Raw genomic sequence first — 18791 nt, forward strand, 5'->3', positions numbered from 1 at the left:
GTATCCTTATGAAACAGGGAGGTGAAAGGTCAGGTGATCCTGCCCGGAGGGGGTCAGGGTTTCGCGTCTGGCAGCGACGTTGAAGACCCGGCTAACGGTGTCCTCGCTCAGCACGTCCTGCGGCGCACCAAAGGCCAGCTGGCGGCCCTCGGACATCAACAGAATTTCGTCACAGGCACCGGCTGCGATGTTCAGATCATGCAGGCTGGTGACAATGGTCACATCCAGATCCCGGATCAGGTCCAGCACATCCAGCTGATGGCGGATATCCAGATGGTTTGTCGGCTCATCCAGCACCAGAAGTGCGGGTTCCTGCGCCAGTGCCCGCGCCACCATGACCCGCTGACGTTCGCCACCCGACAGGGTGCCAAAGGCCCGGTCAGCCATGCTGTATAGGTCGAGACGGTCCAGCATCCCCTCAATGATCGCCGCATCGCGCGCGCCCGGCGTTGCAAACCCGGAGCGATAGGGCGCCCGTCCGAGGGCAACGATCTCCGCCACGGTCAGGGCAAAATCGGTGGGTTGTTCCTGCAGCACGGCAGCAACGCGCTGTGCTGCAGCCTTTGGAGTCAGGGCCCAGATATCACTGTCACCAACCTCAACCGTGCCGCTGCGCGGTTGGTTGAAGCGGTAGATCACCCGCAGCAGGCTGGACTTTCCGGCACCATTGGGGCCAACCACACCCATCACACGGCCCGCATCCAGATGAAAGCTGACCGGATGCAGGATCAGCGGTGCCGTACGGCCCGGCCCCCAGCTGACGTCTGTCACAGTGAGCGCGGCTGCGGTCATTCGGCAGGCTCCATCGGCGCGGTTGTTTTTGCCATGTCGGCTTTTGTCGGGGCGGCGGGGAACAGGGCCGGGATGCGCGACAGAGTGGAGCGGCGCAGTTTTCCGGGGCGATCAACCGAACTGCACCAACCGTCCGCGAGCACCTTGTAGAGATCGGCAAAATGCAGAATGTCCGTCAGATCGTCCTGAAGGTTAAGATCGCCAAACACATAGCTGGCCTTGCCCTCGGCCTGAAATCCGACAGTGCAGGGATGGCTGCATCCGGCCATACAGGCCACGCCCGCCACCTCCACCACGGTATCGCCGCGCCGGTCAAGCTCGCTGCGCAAGGCGTCAATCAATTGCGGCCCCGGACGGGTGCCGGGGTCTGTCCCTTTGCAGGATGTACACACCAGAATGCGGTGCCGTGCTGTCCCGTCCATAGCGCCCTCCGCGCAATCCGATCAGGGGACAAAGAGGGAAGGGGACCAGCCACGCCAAAGCGTCGTGCCGCATCATCCTGCCCGCCGGAACACCCCGTCCGGTTCAATAGGTTTCCTGTGGATGGCAGGTCTCCTGACTTGCGGGTTGCTGCGGGCCTCGGCCTTCCCGGCCCAAAGGCCAGTGGTCTATCGAGGTCGCTCACCGCTCACAGTTGCGGGGGCAGTCGTGGATTTGGCGCCTTTTGGCTACACCACACCACGTTCCCTTTTCATCCCGTGACCGCTTTGGGGCCGTGGGAACCATCTGCGACTTTGGGTAGATTTCTCGCCAAGGTTTGTAAAGAAAAATCATCACCGCTGCACAGTCGGGCGCAAGCGGGGCTGCCTTTCAGGGGGTGTCGGCCGCGATCAGCTCACCATTTGGGCTGAGCCGGGGGCGGGGCAGGTGCTGCAACAGCGATGCGACACGTTGGCGGCAGTGTTCTCCGGCCCAGTCATTGGGATGAAAGCGGGGCGGCAAATCAGGATGCCGCAACACCACACGGCGCCAGCGATGCACGATCAGGGTGCGTAGCGTGGCGATCTGTGCCGGATCAAGGGCATTTGTATCCGCATCAAGCTCCGGCGGTTTGACGCCGCATAAGGTACTGTCGAGCCGGGCACAGGCCAGTTTCAGAGCCTCTGGGAACAGCCGCTGGCGCAGCCAGTCAGGCACCGCCAGATCCGGTTGATCGACCACCAGAAATCGGTCCCTTTCCCGTGGCAGGGGGCCATGGCCCAGCACGGTAGAGCGGTTGACCGCGACGTAATTTGGCTGCTGCAACAGCGCATCCAGCGCGCCGCCTTGCCCGTCCTGTGCAATCAGCAGATGCCAGTCATCGGGGGTGGGTGTCGCCGGGGCATAGATGCGCGGGGTGACAGCGGCGGACTGGCTGCGGCCCATCGGGGTCAGAAAATGCACCGACGCGCGGCCTGAGCGCGTGCTGTCGATCCAGCCGTCCTTGCGCAGCCGGTGCAAGGCAACACGGATTGCCTCAGGCTTGATCCCCATCGGGGTGATAATCCGGGTGAGGGCGCTGCCGCCAATCTGGTCCCCGTCCCGCTGCGCCAGATCGCCAAAAAGCGAGACGATAATCGACCAGACCCGCTGATTCTGCGGATCGCTCAGGGCAGCTACGGTGGTGTCGAACCAGGAGGTCTGTGCGTCGGTCATATATAATAGATAAGTCGCCCGGCCCGGATAGGCCAGACCGGACGACCGTCTGATGACAGGGGCCGATCAGAACGCGTTCATGGTCAGCAGGTCATATTCGGCGGCAACTTCATCATCCTGATTGGTCAGGGTGACATGCCAGCGCACCTCGCCGTATTCCTCGTTGCGAGGGGTCTTCTTCTTGACGGTCAGGCGCACCTTGATGCTGTCGCCCGCGGAAACAGGCTTCATGAACCGCAGATTGTCGAGCCCGGTATTGGCCAGCACCGGCCCCTCATCAGGTTGCACAAAAAGGCTGGCTGCAAAGCTGATCAACAGATACCCATGGGCCACACGACCGGGGAAGAACGGGTTCCGCGCGGCAGCTTCGTCATCCATATGGGCGTAGAAGGTATCGCCGGTGAAATGGGCAAAGGTCTCGATGTCCTCCAGCGTGATCTGGCGCGCAGCACTGTGCAGGGTTTCTCCCAACTGCAGGTCACCGAACTTGCGGGTAAAAGGATGCACCTTGGCGGCGATCTCTGTGCCACCCGGCACCCATTGTTCGCCAATTGCTGACAGGATGTCGGGCGAGCCCTGAATGGCGGTGCGCTGCATATAGTGTTTGACGCCGCGCACTCCGCCCAGCTCCTCGCCGCCGCCAGCACGACCTGGCCCGCCATGCACCATATGGGGCAGGGGGGAGCCATGGCCCGTCGATTCCTTCATCGAGTCGCGGTTGTTGAAGTAGAGCCTGCCGTGGTACGCGCCCGCACCAATGGCAACCTCGCGGGCGACGTCCGGGTCATGGGTGATGACTGAGGCCACCAGCGAGCCCTGGCCGCGGTTGGCAAGGTCGATGGCGTGGTCCAGATCGCGGTAGCCCATAATGGTAGAGACGGGGCCGAAGGCCTCGGTGTCGTGCACGCGGCTCGCATTGTCCGGGTCGGCGCAGTGGAACAGCATCGGCGGCACAAAGGCGCCTTTGTCTGCGTCTGCACCGTCAACGGAGAAGTTTTCCGGGTCGCCAAAGACGCGCTCGGCTTCCTGGCCGATGATCGCGGCCTTTTCCAGCACGTCGCGTTTCTGGCTGTTTGAGACCAGCGCGCCCATGCGGGTGGTTTCCAGCCGGGGATCGCCGATCTGGGTCTTTGCCAGGCGGGCAGAAAGTGCTTCGATCACCGCCTCCACCTGCGCCTCCGGCGCGATAATGCGGCGAATTGCAGTGCACTTCTGGCCCGCCTTGGTGGTCATCTCGCGGCTGACCTCCTTGACGAACAATTCAAATTCTGGCGTTCCCGGTTGCGCATCAGGACCAAGGATGGATGCGTTGAGGCTGTCCTGTTCGGCCACAAAGCGAATGGAGTTTCTCAGGATCACCGGGTTGGCACGCAGCTTCAGCGCGGTATCGGCGGAGCCGGTGAAACTGACCACATCCTGCATGCCAAGATGGTCGAGCATATCGCCAAGGCCACCGGACACCAGCTGCAACGCGCCCTCGGGTAGAATGCCGGACTCCAGCATCAGCCGCACCGCCAGCTCTGTGACATAGCAGGTCGCAGTGGCTGGTTTCACAATGGCGGGAACACCGGCCAGCAGGGTTGGAGCCAGCTTTTCCAGCATCCCCCAGACCGGGAAGTTGAAGGCGTTGATATGTACCGCAACCCCTTGCAATGGCGTGCAGATATGCTGGCCAAGGAAGGTACCATTGCGCGACAGCTGCTCAACATCACCGTCCAGATAGACATGGGCATCCGGCATCTCGCGCCGTCCCTTGGAGGCGAAAACGAACATGGTGCCGATGCCGCCGTCGATATCGATCATATGGTTGGCCTGCGTGGCGCCAGTATCGAATGACAGATCATAAAGCGCTTGTTTGTGCTGGTTCAGATGCGCCGCCAGCGCCTTCAGCATCCGGGCGCGATCATGGAAGGTCAGTTTGCGCAAGGAGGGGCCGCCCACCGTGCGGGCATAATCCAGCATCCCCTGCACATCCAGCGCGTCATTGCCCGCCTGCGCAAGCGGCGCACCCGTAATTGCACTGGCAATGCTGCGCGCGCCTGCACCCGGTTCAATCCACTGGCCAGCGGCAAAACTGGAAACATCAAGAAGGCTCATGGGCGGGTTCCTTTGCGTCTGGACCGGGGGCTGCACGGTCTGAATATGAGAAGTCGTAAATATATTGACCAACCGGTCGGTTTATGCAAGGTCTTTGTCAACAACTGCACGAGGGGAGGCGCTGCAATGTCTGAAACGCTGTTGGTGGAGGACCACGGGACATGGGTGGAAATCACCCTGAACCGTCCGGACCGGTTGAACAGTTTCACCGAGGAGATGCACCACGCCCTGCGCGCAGCCCTTGAGGCGGCCCGTGATGGCGGTACCCGTGCGGTGCTGCTGACCGGGGCCGGGCGCGGGTTCTGCGCCGGGCAGGATCTGGGCGACCGCGATCCGCGCAAGATGGACGGGCCGCCTGATCTGGGCCACACCGTCCGCACCTTCTATGCGCCGCTGGTGAACCTGATCCGCTCGCTCAACTTTCCGGTCATTTGTGCCGTGAACGGCGTCGCAGCCGGGGCAGGGGCCAATCTGGCGCTGGCCTGCGATGTGGTCCTCGCAGGGGAGAGCGCCAAGTTCATCCAGTCGTTTTCCAAGGTCGGCCTGATCCCGGACACCGGCGGCAGCTGGCATCTGCCGCGGCTGCTGGGCGAGGCCCGCGCCAAGGGGTTGGCGCTGACCGCCGAACCTCTGCCAGCCAAGACAGCCGAAGACTGGGGCCTGATCTGGAAGGCGCTGCCGGATGCCGATCTGATGACCGAGGCCCGCGCCATGGCGGAGAAATTCGCAAATGGCCCGACGCTGGGTCTGGGGCTGACCAAACAGACGATTCAGGCCGCCGCCGTCAACACGCTGTCTGATCAACTGGAGATCGAAGCTGACGCGATGAAGACCTGCGGAGAAAGCGCGGACTACGCCGAGGGCGTCGCGAGTTTCCTTGAAAAACGAGCGCCTGCGTTCAAGGGTAAGTGACCATGACGCCAAAAGACCGCGCAGAAAAATCCGCCGCTGCCATGTGGGCGGGCGACCATGCCTCCAAATGGGCGGGCATGGAGATCACCCATGTGGACGAGGGCGAGGCCACGCTGGAGCTGATCGTGGCCCAGCACCACTGCAACGGCCATGGCATCTGCCATGGCGGGGTGACGTTCATGCTCGCCGACAGTGCCTTTGCCTTTGCCTGCAACAGCCGCAACCAATCGACGGTGGCGCAGCACAATGTGGTCAGCTTTACCGCGCCGGGGCGGCTGGGCGACCGGCTGATTGCCAAGGCACATGAGGTCTCCCTGACCGGGCGCAGCGGCATTTACGACGTGACAGTCAGCAACCAGAACGGCCAACAGATTGCTGAATTTCGGGGCTTCTCCCGCGCGATAAAGGGCCAGTTGTTTGATGAATAAGCTGTATTGCAAAGACGAGCTGTGGAGGACGCCATGAAAGACCTGACCCCAAACAAGGCGGATCTCGATCCGATTGAGATTGCCTCCATCGACGAAATCCGCGCCCTGCAGCTGGACCGGCTGAAATGGTCGTTGCGCCATGCCTATGACAATGTACCGATGTACACGCAGCGCTTTGACGAGGCGGGGGTGCATCCCGATGACCTGCAACAGCTCTCTGATCTGTCGAAGTTCCCATTTACCTATAAAAATGACCTGCGGGACAACTACCCGTTTGGCCTGTTTGCTGTGCCACGCAGTGAGATCACGCGCCTGCATGCGTCCTCCGGCACCACAGGCAAGCCGACCGTGGTGGGCTATACGGCGAATGACATCAGCAATTGGGCCGATCTGGTGGCACGCAGCCTGCGCGCCTCCGGCCTGCGCAAGGGCGATATGGTGCATAACGCCTATGGCTACGGGTTGTTCACCGGCGGTCTTGGCGCGCATTATGGGATCGAACGGCTGGGCGCCACTGTTGTTCCGATGTCGGGTGGCCAAACCGAGAAGCAGGTGGGCCTGATCACTGATTTCAAACCCGACGGCATCATGGTGACGCCCTCCTACATGCTCAACATTCTGGAGCAGTATCACAAGGTTGGCATGGACCCGCGCGACTGCTCGCTGAAGGTGGGCATCTTTGGCGCTGAACCCTGGACCGATGCGATGCGTCGCGAGGTTGAAGAGGCCTTCGATATGCACGCGGTTGATATCTACGGCCTGTCCGAGATCATGGGGCCGGGTGTGGCCAATGAATGTGTTGAGACCAAAGACGGCCCGGTGATCTGGGAGGACCACTTCCTGCCCGAAATCATCGACCCGCAGACCGGCGAGGTACTGCCGGATGGAGAGCTGGGCGAGCTGGTCTTTACCACCCTCACCAAAGAAGGCCTGCCAATGGTGCGTTACCGCACCCGCGACCTGACCCGACTGTTGCCGGGTACCGCGCGTTCCATGCGGCGGATGGAGAAGATCACCGGCCGCAGCGATGACATGATCATCCTGCGCGGCGTCAACGTCTTCCCCAGCCAGGTCGAGGAGCAGCTGCTGGCGACCGGTGGCCTGGCGCCGTATTACCAGATCGAACTCTACAAATCGGGCCGCATGGATGCGATGCGGGTGTTTGTGGAGGCGACTCCGGACGCCACAGATGAGCTGAGCAAGACCGCAGCGGCGCGCATGCTGACCAAGCGGATCAAGGATATGGTTGGCGTCTCGACCGAAATCATCGTCGGCGAGCCGGGATCGGTGGAGCGCAGCCAGGGCAAGGCCAAGCGCGTTGTCGACAACCGCAGCAAGGAGTAACACGGCTTGGCCCGCACCATTGCAAAAGACCACGACGAGAAACGCGCCCAGATCTTGAAATCTGCGGCCAAAGTCTTTGCCGAGCAGGGATTTGACCGCGCGTCGATGACCCAGCTGGCGCGGGAATGCGGGATCTCCAAGGCCAATATCTACCACTATTACGATAGCAAGGATGCCGTATTGTTCGGCGTCCTTGATACCTATCTGAGCGATCTGCGCGATCGGGTCTGCGGTGTGGACGTCAGCGCGCTTTCCCCTGATCAGCGGCTGCGCCGCATCGTCTCGGAAATCCTGCTGGCCTATCAGGGGGCCGACCACGAGCATCAGGTGCAGATCAGCGCCATGGGAGCCCTGCCGGAAGAGCAGCAGAAACTGCTGCGCGCCTATCAGCGTGAACTGGTGCACCTTGTCAGTGACGCGCTTGCCGGGGTCGCGGCCGAGGGCATCGCCAAGGATCCGGCGAAGCTGCGCGCCGCCACGATGTCGGTCTTCGGGATGCTGAACTGGTATTACATGTGGAATTCCGGCGCCGGATCTGAGGCGCGCGAAGATTACGCGCAGATGGTGGCAGATCTGACCATGAACGGTATCCGATCACTGTAGCTGGCTGACCGGGTCAGTCCGGTGGTGGCGCTCTCCGGCGCCGGCAAAATAATTTACCCCAGACATGCAAAAGGCCGCCTGAAACGGGCGGCCTTAGGGTGATTCTATCCACAGATTTCCGTGGTCAGAATGTCTTTAGATGGATGGGCGCGGAAACTCCGCGCCGCGATCCTTACAGCAGTTCCAGCGAACCTGCGGACTGCTTGCCGTCACGACCAGTTTCCAGCTCGTAGGAAACTTTTTGGTTGTCGTTCAAACCATTAAGGCCCGAGCGTTCAACCGCAGAGATGTGTACAAACACGTCCTTGCCGCCAGACTCAGGCTCGATAAAGCCGTAGCCTTTTGTTGCGTTGAACCATTTCACGGTGCCATTGGCCATCCGAATTCTCCAGTATCTATCTCCCCGCAGGGTGCGGGATCGTAAGGCCTGATATCACAGAGTGACCGGCGCCACCATGCCCACAATGTCATAAGTTTTGCGAAGGATGGGGGCTGTGATCTCTCGGGCACGCTCTGATCCGCGTGCAAGAATCTTGTCGATCTCGTCCTGATGCTGCATCAGCCGGGCCATTTCGGTGGTGATCGGGCTCATTTTTGCAACCGACAGGTCGGCCAGCATCGGTTTGAACTCCGAAAACGCCTTGCCACCTACATCCGCCAGCACCTGTTCGACAGATTGCTCGGCCATGGCGGCGTAGATGTTGACCAGATTGCGCGCCTCAGGCCGCCCGTCCAGCCCCTCAACCTCGGAGGGCAGGGCGTCAGGGTCCGTCTTGGCCTTGCGGATCTTCTTGGCGATGGTGTCGGCATCATCGGTCAGATTGATGCGGCTGGCATCAGACGCATCCGATTTCGACATCTTCTTCGACCCATCCCGCAGCGACATCACGCGTGTGGCCGCGCCCTCGATCACCGGTTCGGTCAGCGGAAAGAAGTCGACGCCGTAGTCGTGATTGAACTTGGCCGCAATGTCGCGGGTCAGTTCCAGATGTTGCTTCTGATCTTCGCCCACAGGCACATGGGTGGCGTGGTAGACCAGAATGTCTGCCGCCATCAGCGCCGGATAAGCAAACAGTCCAAGCGAGGCGTTCTGCGCGTTCTTACCGGCCTTGTCCTTCCACTGGGTCATTCGCTGCATCCAGCCCATGCGGGCCACGCAGTTGAAGATCCACGCCAGCTGCGCGTGTTCGGGGACCTGGCTTTGGTTGATCAGGATCGACTGTTCAGGATCAAGCCCAGCGGCGATGAACCCGGCGCAAAGCTCGCGGGTGGATTTCTTCAGATCCGCCGGATCCTGCCAGACGGTGATCGCGTGCATGTCCACCATGCAATAGATGCTCTCTACGTCCTTGGCCTGCCAGTCCACGAACCGCTTCAGCGCGCCAAGATAGTTGCCAAGGTGCAGATTGCCCGATGGCTGGATGCCGGAAAACACGCGTGGCGTGAATGTGGTCTCGGTCATCAAGAAACTCCCGTCTGGAATTAGGATCCTCGCTGGCTTAACCATGGCGGGAACCATCGTCAACCGCGCGCGGATCAACCGGGCTGCGGGGCAGGGCGGCAGAGCAGGCAAGCAGGAGCAAGATCACAATGGACTACCAAAAAGAACCGTCTCCGGTGAATCCGCTGCCGCCGGTTGTGGTGGCGCTTGTGCTGATCATCATGGCGATCGAAGCCGGGTTTTCGCTTGGCGCGCGCGGGATCTTTGGCGGGCCTGAGGCGGTGGGCTGGCGGCTGGAGGCGATCCAGACCTATGCTTTCTCCTCGGAGGTGCTTTGGTGGATGTGGGACACGGGGCAATGGCCGACGGAGCATCTGATCCGCTTTGTCTCCTATTCCTTTGTGCATGTCGCCTTCACCCAGACGCTGTTTGTCTGCGTCTTCGTCCTCGCCATGGGCAAGATGGTGGGCGAGATCTTTGGTGATCTGGCCATGGTGCTGGTCTTTCTGGTCTCCGGCGTTGGCGGTGCTGTGGGCTATGCGCTGCTGACCCAGTCCTCGGTGCCGCTGATCGGTGGCTTTCCCGCCGTCTACGGGCTGATCGGGGCCTTCACCTATATCCTGTGGCGGCAATTGTCGCGTGTCGGCGCCCAGCAAAGCCGTGCCTTCACGCTGATCGCCTTTCTGATGGGGATCCAGCTGCTGTTTGGCCTGTTGTTCGGCGGCACGCTTGACTGGGTCGCTGACCTTTGCGGCTTTGCCACCGGCTTTGGCCTATCCTTCTTCCTCGCCCCGGGCGGCTGGGCCCGCATCCGCAACCGCATCCGCCGGGAGTAGGGGGGGATGTCGGTCGCAATGGGAGTTGTGCTGAACTTCCCACCTTCAGGTAGTTCTACAGCGTTTCCAGAGCGCTTGATCCCGTTGGCCTATCATCGCGCCATAGATCATTTCATCTAAACACTCATGCCTATAGTTCTCGTAGAGGTACTTCGCGTCAAGGACCAGAACGGAGTTACGGTTCACTATGAGCGGTATGGGATGAAGTCGAAAGCTCAAGCCTGCGCTTTTTAGGAAAGTCGAACTTCCGGGTTGAGAACGTGATATTTTCTCGACATCAAGCCCTAGTTGCGGTGCAAACTCCACATTCTTGATGTCGTCGAATCCATCAAGAAGCAGCACCCAAATATCAACATCCGCCAGGCTGGTTGGCTTGCGTGAGGAGAGCTGGCCTTTGGTATCTGACATCAAACTCGAGAACAGGGGGGATTTGAATATAGTTCTTCACCCTGCCAAAATATGAACGTCGACGGATTAATCCTCTGTTCGTAACGGGCTAATGTGTCGTTCTTCATCGAGCCCAAGGCGAAAGCGAAATATGCGACCAAAAACAGCAGGTAAACGCCCGCTAGTTTTATAGCCCAGCCTAGAGATCGTCTCATATTTAGTAACCTCAAAATTATTTCAATAACGTCGCAATATTGAAGAATCTTGCAGAGGGACAGTATTAGTCAACATCGGGAAGGAGCTTAAACCGGTCATGCAGCACCTGCTTGCAAAGCAATGGTTCTTATCTGATTGTTAAAGACCAGAGTGCGCACCCTTTACACGTGCTCTACACTCAGTCTCGCCATTCGAACCCATCACTCCGTGCCACCACCTCGCCGCACAGCACGTCTCAGATCTCCCAGGCGCACCGCGCCGATGATCTGGCCGACGCCGAAATAGACGACTGCGCCCAGCACGATCAGCGCCAACAGCGCGAGGTAGCGCCAGCTGGGCAGGTAGAACAGCCAGCCAAACTGCTGCACCACACCAAAGAGCACAGCGCCCATGATGGCGGAGGCGATGAGAATGCGCAGGCTCCTGTCGTAGAACCGCTGGTCGAACCGCGCGACCTCGCCCATGCGGCGGGCGCCCAACCACAGGCAGGCCACCATCGCCCAGCCCGCCACCGTAGCGGCAATTGCCGGGGCAATCCAGCCGACATAGGGTTTCAGACCAAAGGCCAGCACCGCATTGATCACCATCGCCACCAGCGCGTAGCGGAACGGTGACCGCGTATCCTCACGGGCGAAAAACAGCGGTTGCAGCACCTTTTGCAGCACGAATGCGGGCAGGCCCGCGCCATAGATGGCAACTGCCAAGGCAATAGCGGCCACATCCTCCGCCCCGGTTGCGCCACGCTCATAAAGAACGGAGACAAGCACCACAGGCACCGCTAGAAACGCGGCGGTTGAGGGCAGGGTAAGCAGCAAAGAAAACTCCCCCGCTCGGGAAAAGGCATCGCGCGCCCCGGCGTCATCCCCCGCCCGCAGGCGTCGTGACAGATCCGGCAGCAGCACAATCCCGATGGCAATCCCGACAACGCCGAGCGGCAGCTGATACAGCCGGTCCGCCACAAATAGCCAGCTCACCGCGTTTTCAATGTCAGAGGCCACCTGCTGCCCGACCACCAGATTGATTTGCGTGACCCCCATCGCCAGTGCTGCCGGTAGTGCCACCCGCACGAGGTTTTTCATCTGCGGTGTCCAGCGAGGCTTAGCCGGGGCGCAGGCGAATACCGGCACGACCAGCGGCGATCCACACCAGCGCCAACTGCGCGACACCGGCCACCGGGATGGTCCAGACCAGCCAGGTGATCACCGCGCCTCCCATCGTGGCCCCGGCAATCATCGCCGCACAGGCAAAGATATTAAGCAAGACAGGCGCCGCGGCTGCCGCTGCAAACCGCCCGGTGGCATTCAGCACACCAGAAAACAGCGCCGCCAGCGACATAAACAGAATATAGGGAAAGACGATCTGCCCATAGCCCACCGCCAGGTCAAACCGCGCATCGCCCACAAAACCGCCCGCCGTGGCCCAGACCAGTGCGGGCATGAACACCATGCCAAGCCCGACCAGCAGCAGAACCGTGATGGCCAGCAGGTTGAACGCCTCCTGCGCAAAGCCTTGCGGGTCATCTCCGCTCTCCAACCGCTTGGCAAACATCGGCACAAAGGCCGCGTTAAACGCCCCCTCGGCAAAGAAGCGGCGGAACATATTCGGCAGCCGGAAGGCCGCCACAAAGGCATCCATCAATGGGCCAGGGCCGATATAGGCGGTGATCAGGATTTCGCGCAGAAACCCCAGGATGCGGCTTGCCAGCGTCCAGAACCCGACGGTGAGAAAGCCTGACAGCAGTTTGATCGGCTTCATGATCCGGCCCGCTTTGCCCCTTCGGCGATGGCCTTGCGCAGCTTGGCCTCCAGCGATTTCTGCTTGGATTCGGCATAGTATTTCAACCCGAACATATCCTTCACGTAGAAGGCATCGACCACCTGCTCTCCATAGGTCGCGATAACCGCGTTGGCGATATAGATATTCGCCCCCGCCAGCGTGCGCGCCAGATCGTAGAGCAGACCGGGACGATCGCGCGTATCCACTTCGATGATGGTGTAAATCTCAGATCCGTCGTTGTCGAAGGTGATATGCGTGGGCACGTTAAACGCCCGCTCGCGCTTCTTGATCTTATCGCGGGACTTTAGCGCCTCGCCGGTGATCACCTCGCCCCGCAGGGTCTTGTGGATCATCTCGCGCAGTCGCGGCAGGCGCTCCGCCTCATAGGGGTGGCCTTCGGAATCCTGGATCCAGAAGGCATCGGTCACATAACCGTCCTTGGTCGTATAGGACCGCGCATCAACGACATTGGCGCCGACCAGTGCCAGCGCGTCGGCAATGCGGGCAAAGATGCCCGGGTGATCGGCCATGCAGAAACAGGCCCGCGTCGCATCGCGGTCTTCGTCAGGGTGCAGGCGGACAATCATCCCACCCGGATCATCCAGATCGGTCAGCTCCCGCAGCATCTCGGCGAAATCAATATGGGCGGTCACATGCAACCCCTGCCAATAGGGATCATAGTGGCGCGCGGTCTCCACCTTCAGCTCCGCCTTGGACCAGTCGGGCAGGGCGGCGCGCAGGGCCTTCTTGGCCTCCGTGCCGCGATGGGCGCGGTTCAGCGCCTCCATGCCGTTCTCCAGCGCCTCGCGGGTCTGGTTATACAGCGCGCGCAGCAGCGCTGCCTTCCAGTTGTTCCAGGTATCCGGGCCAACACCGCGAATATCGCAGACTGTCAGCAGCAGCAGCAGATCCAGCCGCTTGATCGTCTTCACCGCCTTGGCGAAATCACGCACCGTGCGCGGATCGGCGATATCGCGTTTCTGCGCCATATCCGACATCAACAAATGATAGCGCACCAGCCATTCCACGGTTTCGCTGTCGCTCTTGTTGAGGCCCAGCCGGGGCGCTACCCGCCGCGCAATCTGCGCTCCGAGGATCGAATGATCCTGCTCGCGCCCCTTGCCGATGTCATGCAGCAGCATGGCCACCAACAGCACCTTGCGGCTCAGCCCTTTGCGCAGGATTTCTGAGGACAGCGGTAGCTCATCCTCCAGCTCCCCCCGTTCAATCGCCGCGAAGTTGGCGATCACCTGAATGGTATGCTCATCCACGGTGTAGGAGTGGTACATGTTGAATTGCATCATCGCCACGATCGGCTCGAACTCCGGCACAAAGGCGCTGAGCACCCCCAGTTCGTTCATCCTCCGCAGTGCGCGTTCTGGGTTGCCGTGTTTCAGCAGCAGATCAAGGAAAATGCGCCGCGCTTCCTTGTCGTTGCGCATCTCGTCATCCACCAGATGCAGGCTGGCGGTGACCAGCCGCATGGCATCGGGGTGGATCAGCATCCCCGTGCGCAGCGCCTCCTCAAAGATCCGCAACAGGTTTAGTTTGTCCGCACAAAAGGCTTCGGGGTCGGCCACATCCAGACGATTATGGACCACCACATAGCCGGGCTTTACCCGTGGGCGACGGCGGAAAATCCGTTCCAGAAGCGGCTCGCTTTTCTGATGGGTGGCTTCTAGCTTGGTCAGGAAAATTCGTGTCACGTCCCCCACCTTGGTGGCGTGACGGAAATATTCCTGCATGAAGACCTCAACCGCACGGCGTCCGGCGCGATCCTCATATCCCATGCGGGCGGCGACCTCGACCTGGAGGTCAAAATTCAGCTGCTCGGTAGCGCGCTTGGTTAGCAGATGCAGATGGGCGCGCACCGCCCAGAGGAAGTTTTCAGCCTTGGCAAAGGAGTCCAGCTCTTCCGGGCTGAACAACCCCATGGGCACCAGTTCGGCCACATCCTGCACCTGATAGAGATATTTCGCGATCCAATAGAGCGACTGCAGATCGCGCAGGCCCCCCTTGCCCTCCTTGACGTTGGGCTCCACGACATAACGCTCACCCTGTTTCAGATGGCGGGCGTCGCGTTCGGCCAGCTTGGCCTCGACGAAGTCACGGGCGTCCTTGGAAAACAGCTCCGCATTCAGCCGCCGGTCCAGATCAGCCGCCAGTCCGGCGTCGCCGTCCAGAAACCGCTGTTCCAGCATGGCGGTGCGGATGGTAAAATCCTCACCCCCCAGCCGGATGCAATCGCGGATGGTGCGGCTGGAATGCCCGACCTTCAGACGCAGATCCCACAGAATATAGAGCATCGATTCAATCGCGCTCTCAGCCCAAGCGGTGATTTTGTACGGCGTGAGAAACAGCAGATCCACGTCGGACTGCGGCGCCATCTCACCCCGTCCGTAGCCGCCAACCGCAATCACCGCGATCCGTTCGCCCTGGGTGGGGTTGGACAGAGGATGCAGCAGGCTGGTGGCGGTAAAATAGGCGGCAGTGACCAGACCGTCGGTCAGATAGACATAAGACCGGGTCAGCGCCCGCGCCGCAAAAGGTTCCTCGGCAAAGGCCTCGGCGATGGCGGCGCGGCTAAGCCAGATTGGCCTCGCGCAGGATTTTGACAACGCCAGCGCGCAGCTCCGCCGCCGAGCAATCCCGCGACAGGGCGGTGATGGCGGCGCGTACTGCAACGGCGTCAAAAATTTTGCCGGGGTCGCAGATCAGCGGCCCCAGCAAAGGTGGAAGATGGACGGTGTCCGGCAGCGCTGGATCAGAATCCGGCACCGGCGAAGCTGCTGGGAGCTGGGTCAATAACCACAACCTTCTGTTCTTGGATTGTCGCAACCGCAAGGCCGCGTTCATTGGTGCCATCCGGGCGCAGGCGGAAAATCCCACCGGTCCCCTGGAACCCATTGCCTCGGGTCAGCGCGGCTGCGGTAAGGGCATCGGATTTGCCAGCACTCACCAATGCGCCAATCGCGGCGACCCCGTCATACGCAAGCCCACCGATGGGGTGCGGCGCGGCGCCATAGCTGGCCTGATAGCGGCTACGGAACTGCTGCGAGCGGTTGGTATCAGGCATTGCGAACCAGCCGCTCTGCACGCCCGGCAGTGCCAGCGTCTGTGCTGGGATATCCCAGCGGGTGAGGCCGATATACTGTGTCGCGACAGGATCCACGCCCGCCTCCGGCATCAGCTGGGTCAGCAGGGGCAGGGCGCCGAGCGGTATTCGCAGTCAGGAACACCGATTGCGCGCCGCTGCTGGCCACGGTTGAGCGGATCGTCGGGATGGCGTTGATCACGCCCTGCTGAGACAGCTCATAGCTGACTGCGCCATTGATGTTTGCGCCGTTGCCTGCCGCCGCGCGTTCAATCGCGACGCGACCGGCCTGACCTGCCGGATCACTGCCGCTGACAACCACCATATTGCCCTTGCCCTGACGGGCGGCATAGCTGGTCAGACGGCGTGCTGTGTTATCAAAGGTCGGGCCAAGGATGAAGACATTGCCACCGGCAATTGCGGTGTTGTTTGAGAAGGCCAGAACGTTGACGTTGCGCTGTGCGGCAACCAGACCCGCGGCATTGGCGGCCTCGGCATAAACTGGCCCGAGAATGATCCGAGCGCCGTCATTGATCGCGGTGGTCGCGGCTGTCGCGGCCTGCTGTGGCGTGCCTGCTGTGTCATAGATTCGCAGGTCGATCTGCGCCCCGTTCAGATCGGCAATCGCCATCCGGGCCGCGTTCTCAAGGCTCTTGGCCAGCAGCGCATCACCGGGCTGGGCCGATCCGCGCGGCACCAGCAGGGCGACGGGCACGGGCTTGGTTGTGTTGATCGACGGGCCGCCACCGGTTGGCAAGGTGTCACAGGCGGCCAGTGCCAGCGTCGAAACCACGGTTGCAGCGGCCATTGCCGCCTTGCGGGCGTGTTGAAAAACAGCAAACATAATGGACTTGAAACTCCCTTGTCCGGCGGCGTACGCCGTGTTGGTACCTGAGGGATCATAAACGACCAACAAGGCGGGTCCAGCGTGAATCACAAGATCGTCCATTTGCCATCCGGCCTCTACTTTGTTGCGACGCCCATCGGCACAGCGCGCGACATCACTCTACGGGCGCTGGATGTGCTGGCCTCGGCCGATATGATCGCTGCCGAAGACACGCGCTCTTTGCGCAAGCTGATGGAAATTCACGGTGTTCCGCTGAACGGGCGGCAGATTGTGGCCTATCACGATCACAGCGGTGCAGGGGCTCGCGCACGCCTGCTGTCAGCGCTGGAGGAGGGGCAATCGGTTGCCTATGCGTCCGAGGCGGGTATGCCACTTATCGCCGATCCGGGCTATGATCTCAGCCGCGCCGCTGCTGAGGAAGGGCATCTGGTGACCGTGGCGCCGGGGGCCTCTGCGGCGCTGGCGGCGCTGACACTGGCTGGTCTGCCAACCGATGCATTTTTCTTTGCAGGTTTCCTGCCCAATGCCAGCGGCGCCCGCCGCAAGCGTCTGGAAGAGCTGATAGCCGTGCCCGGCACGCTGGTATTTTACGAATCGCCGAAGCGGATCGCGGCCTCCCTGCGCGATATGGCGGCGGTTCTCGGGGATCGCCCCGCCGCGCTCTGCCGTGAAATCACCAAGAAATTCGAGGAGGTGCGCCGTGACAGCCTGCTGACCCTCGCCGAGGGGCTGGATCAGGCCCCGGTCAAGGGCGAGATCGTGGTGCTGGTGGACCGTGCGCGTGGCACCAGTGTCAGCGACGGCGATCTCGACAGCGATCTGCGCGCTGCGTTGAAGGACAACTCCGTGAAAGACGCTGCCTCCATCGTGGCGGAGATGCACAATCTGCCTCGCCGGAAGATCTACCAGCTGGCGCTTGATATGGCCAAGGACGCAGGCTGAGCATGACCGGGCGGCAGGACACCCCGCCCAAACGCGCCTCTGCCCGTGGGCTGCGCGGTGCAAGATCCCATCACGCCGGACAGGCGGCGGAGCAGTTGGTGGCGGGCTTCTATGAGCGGCAGGGCTATCAGGTCGCGGCACGCCGTTGGCGCGGTGGCGGCGCTGAAATCGACCTCATCCTGCGGCTGGAGGCGATGTTGGTGTTTGTAGAGGTCAAACACAGCACCACCCGCGATCAGGCCATGGCGCGCATCAATGCCGCGCAGATGCAGCGCATGATGGCCAGTGCCGCCGCGTTTCTTGCGGATGAACCGGCGGGCCAGCTGACCGAAGCACGGCTGGACGTGGCCGTGGTCGATGGCACCGGCAGGGTTGAGGTGCTGGAAAACGCTTATGGTCAAGGTTGATCAGTTCAGCCATTGAACCCGCCGCCAAGCTGGGCCATGTATTCGGCGTGGGCGGTTTTGCCCATGTCATTTTGCCCAGGTCATGAGGGACTGACATAATGAAAATCGCCTTCCAAATGGATCCGATCACCGACGTTGACATCAACGCCGACAGCAGCTTCCGCATCGCGGAGGAGGCGCAGGCGCGCGGGCATGAGCTGTTTTTCTACAGCCCCGACCAGCTCGCCTATCAGGAAGGGCGGATCACCGCGCGCGGCCATGATATGACGGTCCAGCGCGTTGCTGGCAGCCCGGCGGAACTCGGTCCGCGCCGCGAAGTGGATCTGAGCGACTTTGACGTGGTCTGGCTGCGTCAGGACCCGCCCTTTGACATGCATTACATCACCTCGACCCATCTGCTGGACCGCCTGAAGGGACAGGCGCTGGTGGTGAATGATCCGTTCTGGGTCCGCAACTACCCGGAAAAACTGCTGGTTCTGGACTTCCCCGAGCTGACGCCACCGACCACCGTCGCCCGCGATCTGGACACCATCAAGGCGTTCAAGGAGAAACACGGCGACATCATTTTGAAGCCGCTCTATGGCAATGGCGGGGCCGGGGTGTTCCGGCTTGACGCCAATGACCGCAACCTGACCTCGCTGCATGAGCTGTTCACCGGCTTCAGTCGCGAGCCGCTGATCGTGCAGAAATTCCTGCCGGATGTGTCCAATGGTGATAAGCGAGTGATCCTTGTCGATGGCGAACCCGTTGGGGCCATCAACCGTGTGCCGAGCGGCGGGGGAGACCCGCTCCAACATGCACGTTGGTGGTCGGCCCGAAAAAATCAGCCTCAGCGATCGGGATCGTGAGATTTGTGCCGCCATCGGTCCGTTGCTGCGCGAGAAGGGCCAGATCTTTGTCGGCATTGATGTGATCGGCGATTATCTCACTGAGATCAACGTGACCTCCCCCACCGGCATTCAGGAGCTGGAACGCTTTGACGGGGTGAATATCGCCGAAAAGATCTGGCAGGCGATCGAGGCCAAGCTTTGAGC

The 18791-nt window shown here is 61.3% G+C and carries 14 protein-coding genes, 4 pseudogenes and 1 riboswitch; of the genes and pseudogenes, 8 read left to right on the forward strand and 10 right to left on the reverse strand.

Going from position 1 to position 18791, the window contains the following annotated elements; all coding sequences use genetic code 11:
• Positions 1 to 6 precede the first annotated feature (6 nt).
• From L0Z65_RS00930 to paaZ, 4 genes are all read right to left on the reverse strand, one after another.
• Positions 7 to 792, reverse strand: a complete 786-nt coding sequence (locus L0Z65_RS00930; RefSeq protein WP_405109919.1) for an ABC transporter ATP-binding protein — start codon at positions 790 to 792, stop codon at positions 7 to 9.
• The gene (locus L0Z65_RS00935; RefSeq protein ID WP_405109922.1) at positions 789 to 1214 is read right to left on the reverse strand and encodes a DUF1636 family protein; all 426 of its coding nucleotides are present in this window, start codon (positions 1212 to 1214) and stop codon (positions 789 to 791) included. The genes L0Z65_RS00930 and L0Z65_RS00935 overlap by 4 nt, the downstream gene beginning before the upstream one ends.
• A 105-nt stretch (positions 1215 to 1319) precedes the next feature.
• Positions 1320 to 1534, reverse strand: a riboswitch (cobalamin riboswitch).
• A 68-nt stretch (positions 1535 to 1602) separates the two neighbouring features.
• Positions 1603 to 2427 carry a PaaX family transcriptional regulator C-terminal domain-containing protein gene (locus tag L0Z65_RS00940; RefSeq protein WP_405109925.1) on the reverse strand — a complete coding sequence of 275 codons (825 nt, stop codon included), beginning with the start codon at positions 2425 to 2427 and terminating at the stop codon, positions 1603 to 1605.
• A gap of 66 nt (positions 2428 to 2493) precedes the next feature.
• Positions 2494 to 4524, reverse strand: coding sequence for a phenylacetic acid degradation bifunctional protein PaaZ (gene paaZ / locus L0Z65_RS00945; RefSeq protein WP_405109928.1), 2031 nt, complete (start codon positions 4522 to 4524; stop codon positions 2494 to 2496).
• Positions 4525 to 4650: 126 nt separating this feature from the next.
• On the opposite strand from paaZ, the gene paaG reads away from it, so the two are divergent.
• From paaG to L0Z65_RS00965, 4 genes are read left to right on the forward strand one after another with little or no spacing between them, the layout of a single operon-like run.
• Positions 4651 to 5436, forward strand: coding sequence for a 2-(1,2-epoxy-1,2-dihydrophenyl)acetyl-CoA isomerase PaaG (paaG, locus tag L0Z65_RS00950; protein ID WP_405109931.1), 786 nt, complete (start codon positions 4651 to 4653; stop codon positions 5434 to 5436).
• Between the two features lie 2 nt (positions 5437 to 5438).
• Positions 5439 to 5864: a hydroxyphenylacetyl-CoA thioesterase PaaI gene (gene paaI, locus L0Z65_RS00955; protein ID WP_405109934.1), complete on the forward strand. Its 426-nt coding sequence runs from the start codon at positions 5439 to 5441 to the stop codon at positions 5862 to 5864.
• A gap of 33 nt (positions 5865 to 5897) precedes the next feature.
• On the forward strand, positions 5898 to 7208 hold the full coding sequence (gene paaK, locus L0Z65_RS00960) for a phenylacetate--CoA ligase PaaK (protein WP_405109937.1): 1311 nt from the start codon (positions 5898 to 5900) through the stop codon (positions 7206 to 7208).
• Between the two features lie 6 nt (positions 7209 to 7214).
• Positions 7215 to 7811 (forward strand): TetR/AcrR family transcriptional regulator, encoded by a 597-nt coding sequence (locus L0Z65_RS00965; RefSeq protein WP_096872215.1) that lies wholly within the window; start codon positions 7215 to 7217, stop codon positions 7809 to 7811.
• A 172-nt stretch (positions 7812 to 7983) separates the two neighbouring features.
• Here L0Z65_RS00965 and L0Z65_RS00970 read toward each other — a convergent pair whose 3' ends face one another.
• Both L0Z65_RS00970 and trpS read right to left on the reverse strand, forming a co-directional pair.
• The gene (locus L0Z65_RS00970; protein ID WP_014875579.1) at positions 7984 to 8190 is read right to left on the reverse strand and encodes a cold-shock protein; all 207 of its coding nucleotides are present in this window, start codon (positions 8188 to 8190) and stop codon (positions 7984 to 7986) included.
• A 54-nt stretch (positions 8191 to 8244) separates the two neighbouring features.
• Positions 8245 to 9273: a tryptophan--tRNA ligase gene (gene trpS / locus L0Z65_RS00975; RefSeq protein WP_040175385.1), complete on the reverse strand. Its 1029-nt coding sequence runs from the start codon at positions 9271 to 9273 to the stop codon at positions 8245 to 8247.
• A gap of 128 nt (positions 9274 to 9401) precedes the next feature.
• Between trpS and L0Z65_RS00980 the strand changes: the two genes are divergently transcribed.
• Positions 9402 to 10088, forward strand: coding sequence for a rhomboid family intramembrane serine protease (locus L0Z65_RS00980; RefSeq protein WP_405109942.1), 687 nt, complete (start codon positions 9402 to 9404; stop codon positions 10086 to 10088).
• A 45-nt stretch (positions 10089 to 10133) separates the two neighbouring features.
• Here L0Z65_RS00980 and L0Z65_RS00985 read toward each other — a convergent pair whose 3' ends face one another.
• The 4 genes and pseudogenes from L0Z65_RS00985 to L0Z65_RS01000 all read right to left on the reverse strand — a co-directional run bounded on the left by L0Z65_RS00985 (position 10134) and on the right by L0Z65_RS01000 (position 16405).
• A complete protein-coding gene (locus tag L0Z65_RS00985; RefSeq protein ID WP_405109945.1) occupies positions 10134 to 10496 on the reverse strand; it encodes a hypothetical protein in 363 nt (120 codons plus the stop codon).
• A gap of 395 nt (positions 10497 to 10891) precedes the next feature.
• Positions 10892 to 12446: pseudogene (murJ, locus tag L0Z65_RS00990) on the reverse strand (murein biosynthesis integral membrane protein MurJ).
• A pseudogene (locus L0Z65_RS00995) lies at positions 12443 to 15272 on the reverse strand ([protein-PII] uridylyltransferase). Before L0Z65_RS00995 ends, murJ begins: the two co-directional pseudogenes overlap by 4 nt.
• A pseudogene (locus tag L0Z65_RS01000) lies at positions 15232 to 16405 on the reverse strand (penicillin-binding protein activator). Before L0Z65_RS01000 ends, L0Z65_RS00995 begins: the two co-directional pseudogenes overlap by 41 nt.
• A gap of 84 nt (positions 16406 to 16489) precedes the next feature.
• Between L0Z65_RS01000 and rsmI the strand changes: the two are divergent.
• The 3 genes and pseudogenes from rsmI to gshB all read left to right on the forward strand — a co-directional run bounded on the left by rsmI (position 16490) and on the right by gshB (position 18789).
• Complete coding sequence (gene rsmI / locus L0Z65_RS01005; protein ID WP_405109948.1) at positions 16490 to 17350, forward strand: 16S rRNA (cytidine(1402)-2'-O)-methyltransferase; 861 nt, start codon at positions 16490 to 16492, stop codon at positions 17348 to 17350.
• A gap of 2 nt (positions 17351 to 17352) precedes the next feature.
• On the forward strand, positions 17353 to 17757 hold the full coding sequence (locus L0Z65_RS01010; RefSeq protein ID WP_405109951.1) for a YraN family protein: 405 nt from the start codon (positions 17353 to 17355) through the stop codon (positions 17755 to 17757).
• Between the two features lie 98 nt (positions 17758 to 17855).
• A pseudogene (gshB, locus tag L0Z65_RS01015) lies at positions 17856 to 18789 on the forward strand (glutathione synthase).
• Positions 18790 to 18791: the final 2 nt, after the last annotated feature.

This window comes from Phaeobacter sp. BS52 (genome assembly GCF_045040595.1).
Lineage (GTDB): Bacteria > Pseudomonadota > Alphaproteobacteria > Rhodobacterales > Rhodobacteraceae > Phaeobacter > Phaeobacter piscinae.

What these genes read in the sequence shown, in the direction of transcription:
- L0Z65_RS01010 (WP_405109951.1), top strand. Translation starts at nt 17,353, where the DNA reads ATGACCGGGCGGCAGGACACCCCGCCCAAACGCGCCTCTGCCCGTGGG.
- L0Z65_RS00985 (WP_405109945.1), bottom strand. Translation starts at nt 10,496, where the DNA reads ATGTCAGATACCAAAGGCCAGCTCTCCTCACGCAAGCCAACCAGCCTG.
- L0Z65_RS00940 (WP_405109925.1), bottom strand. Translation starts at nt 2,427, where the DNA reads ATGACCGACGCACAGACCTCCTGGTTCGACACCACCGTAGCTGCCCTG.
- paaZ (WP_405109928.1), bottom strand. Translation starts at nt 4,524, where the DNA reads ATGAGCCTTCTTGATGTTTCCAGTTTTGCCGCTGGCCAGTGGATTGAA.
- L0Z65_RS00930 (WP_405109919.1), bottom strand. Translation starts at nt 792, where the DNA reads ATGACCGCAGCCGCGCTCACTGTGACAGACGTCAGCTGGGGGCCGGGC.
- paaK (WP_405109937.1), top strand. Translation starts at nt 5,898, where the DNA reads ATGAAAGACCTGACCCCAAACAAGGCGGATCTCGATCCGATTGAGATT.
- L0Z65_RS00980 (WP_405109942.1), top strand. Translation starts at nt 9,402, where the DNA reads ATGGACTACCAAAAAGAACCGTCTCCGGTGAATCCGCTGCCGCCGGTT.
- L0Z65_RS00935 (WP_405109922.1), bottom strand. Translation starts at nt 1,214, where the DNA reads ATGGACGGGACAGCACGGCACCGCATTCTGGTGTGTACATCCTGCAAA.
- trpS (WP_040175385.1), bottom strand. Translation starts at nt 9,273, where the DNA reads ATGACCGAGACCACATTCACGCCACGCGTGTTTTCCGGCATCCAGCCA.
- paaI (WP_405109934.1), top strand. Translation starts at nt 5,439, where the DNA reads ATGACGCCAAAAGACCGCGCAGAAAAATCCGCCGCTGCCATGTGGGCG.
- L0Z65_RS00970 (WP_014875579.1), bottom strand. Translation starts at nt 8,190, where the DNA reads ATGGCCAATGGCACCGTGAAATGGTTCAACGCAACAAAAGGCTACGGC.
- paaG (WP_405109931.1), top strand. Translation starts at nt 4,651, where the DNA reads ATGTCTGAAACGCTGTTGGTGGAGGACCACGGGACATGGGTGGAAATC.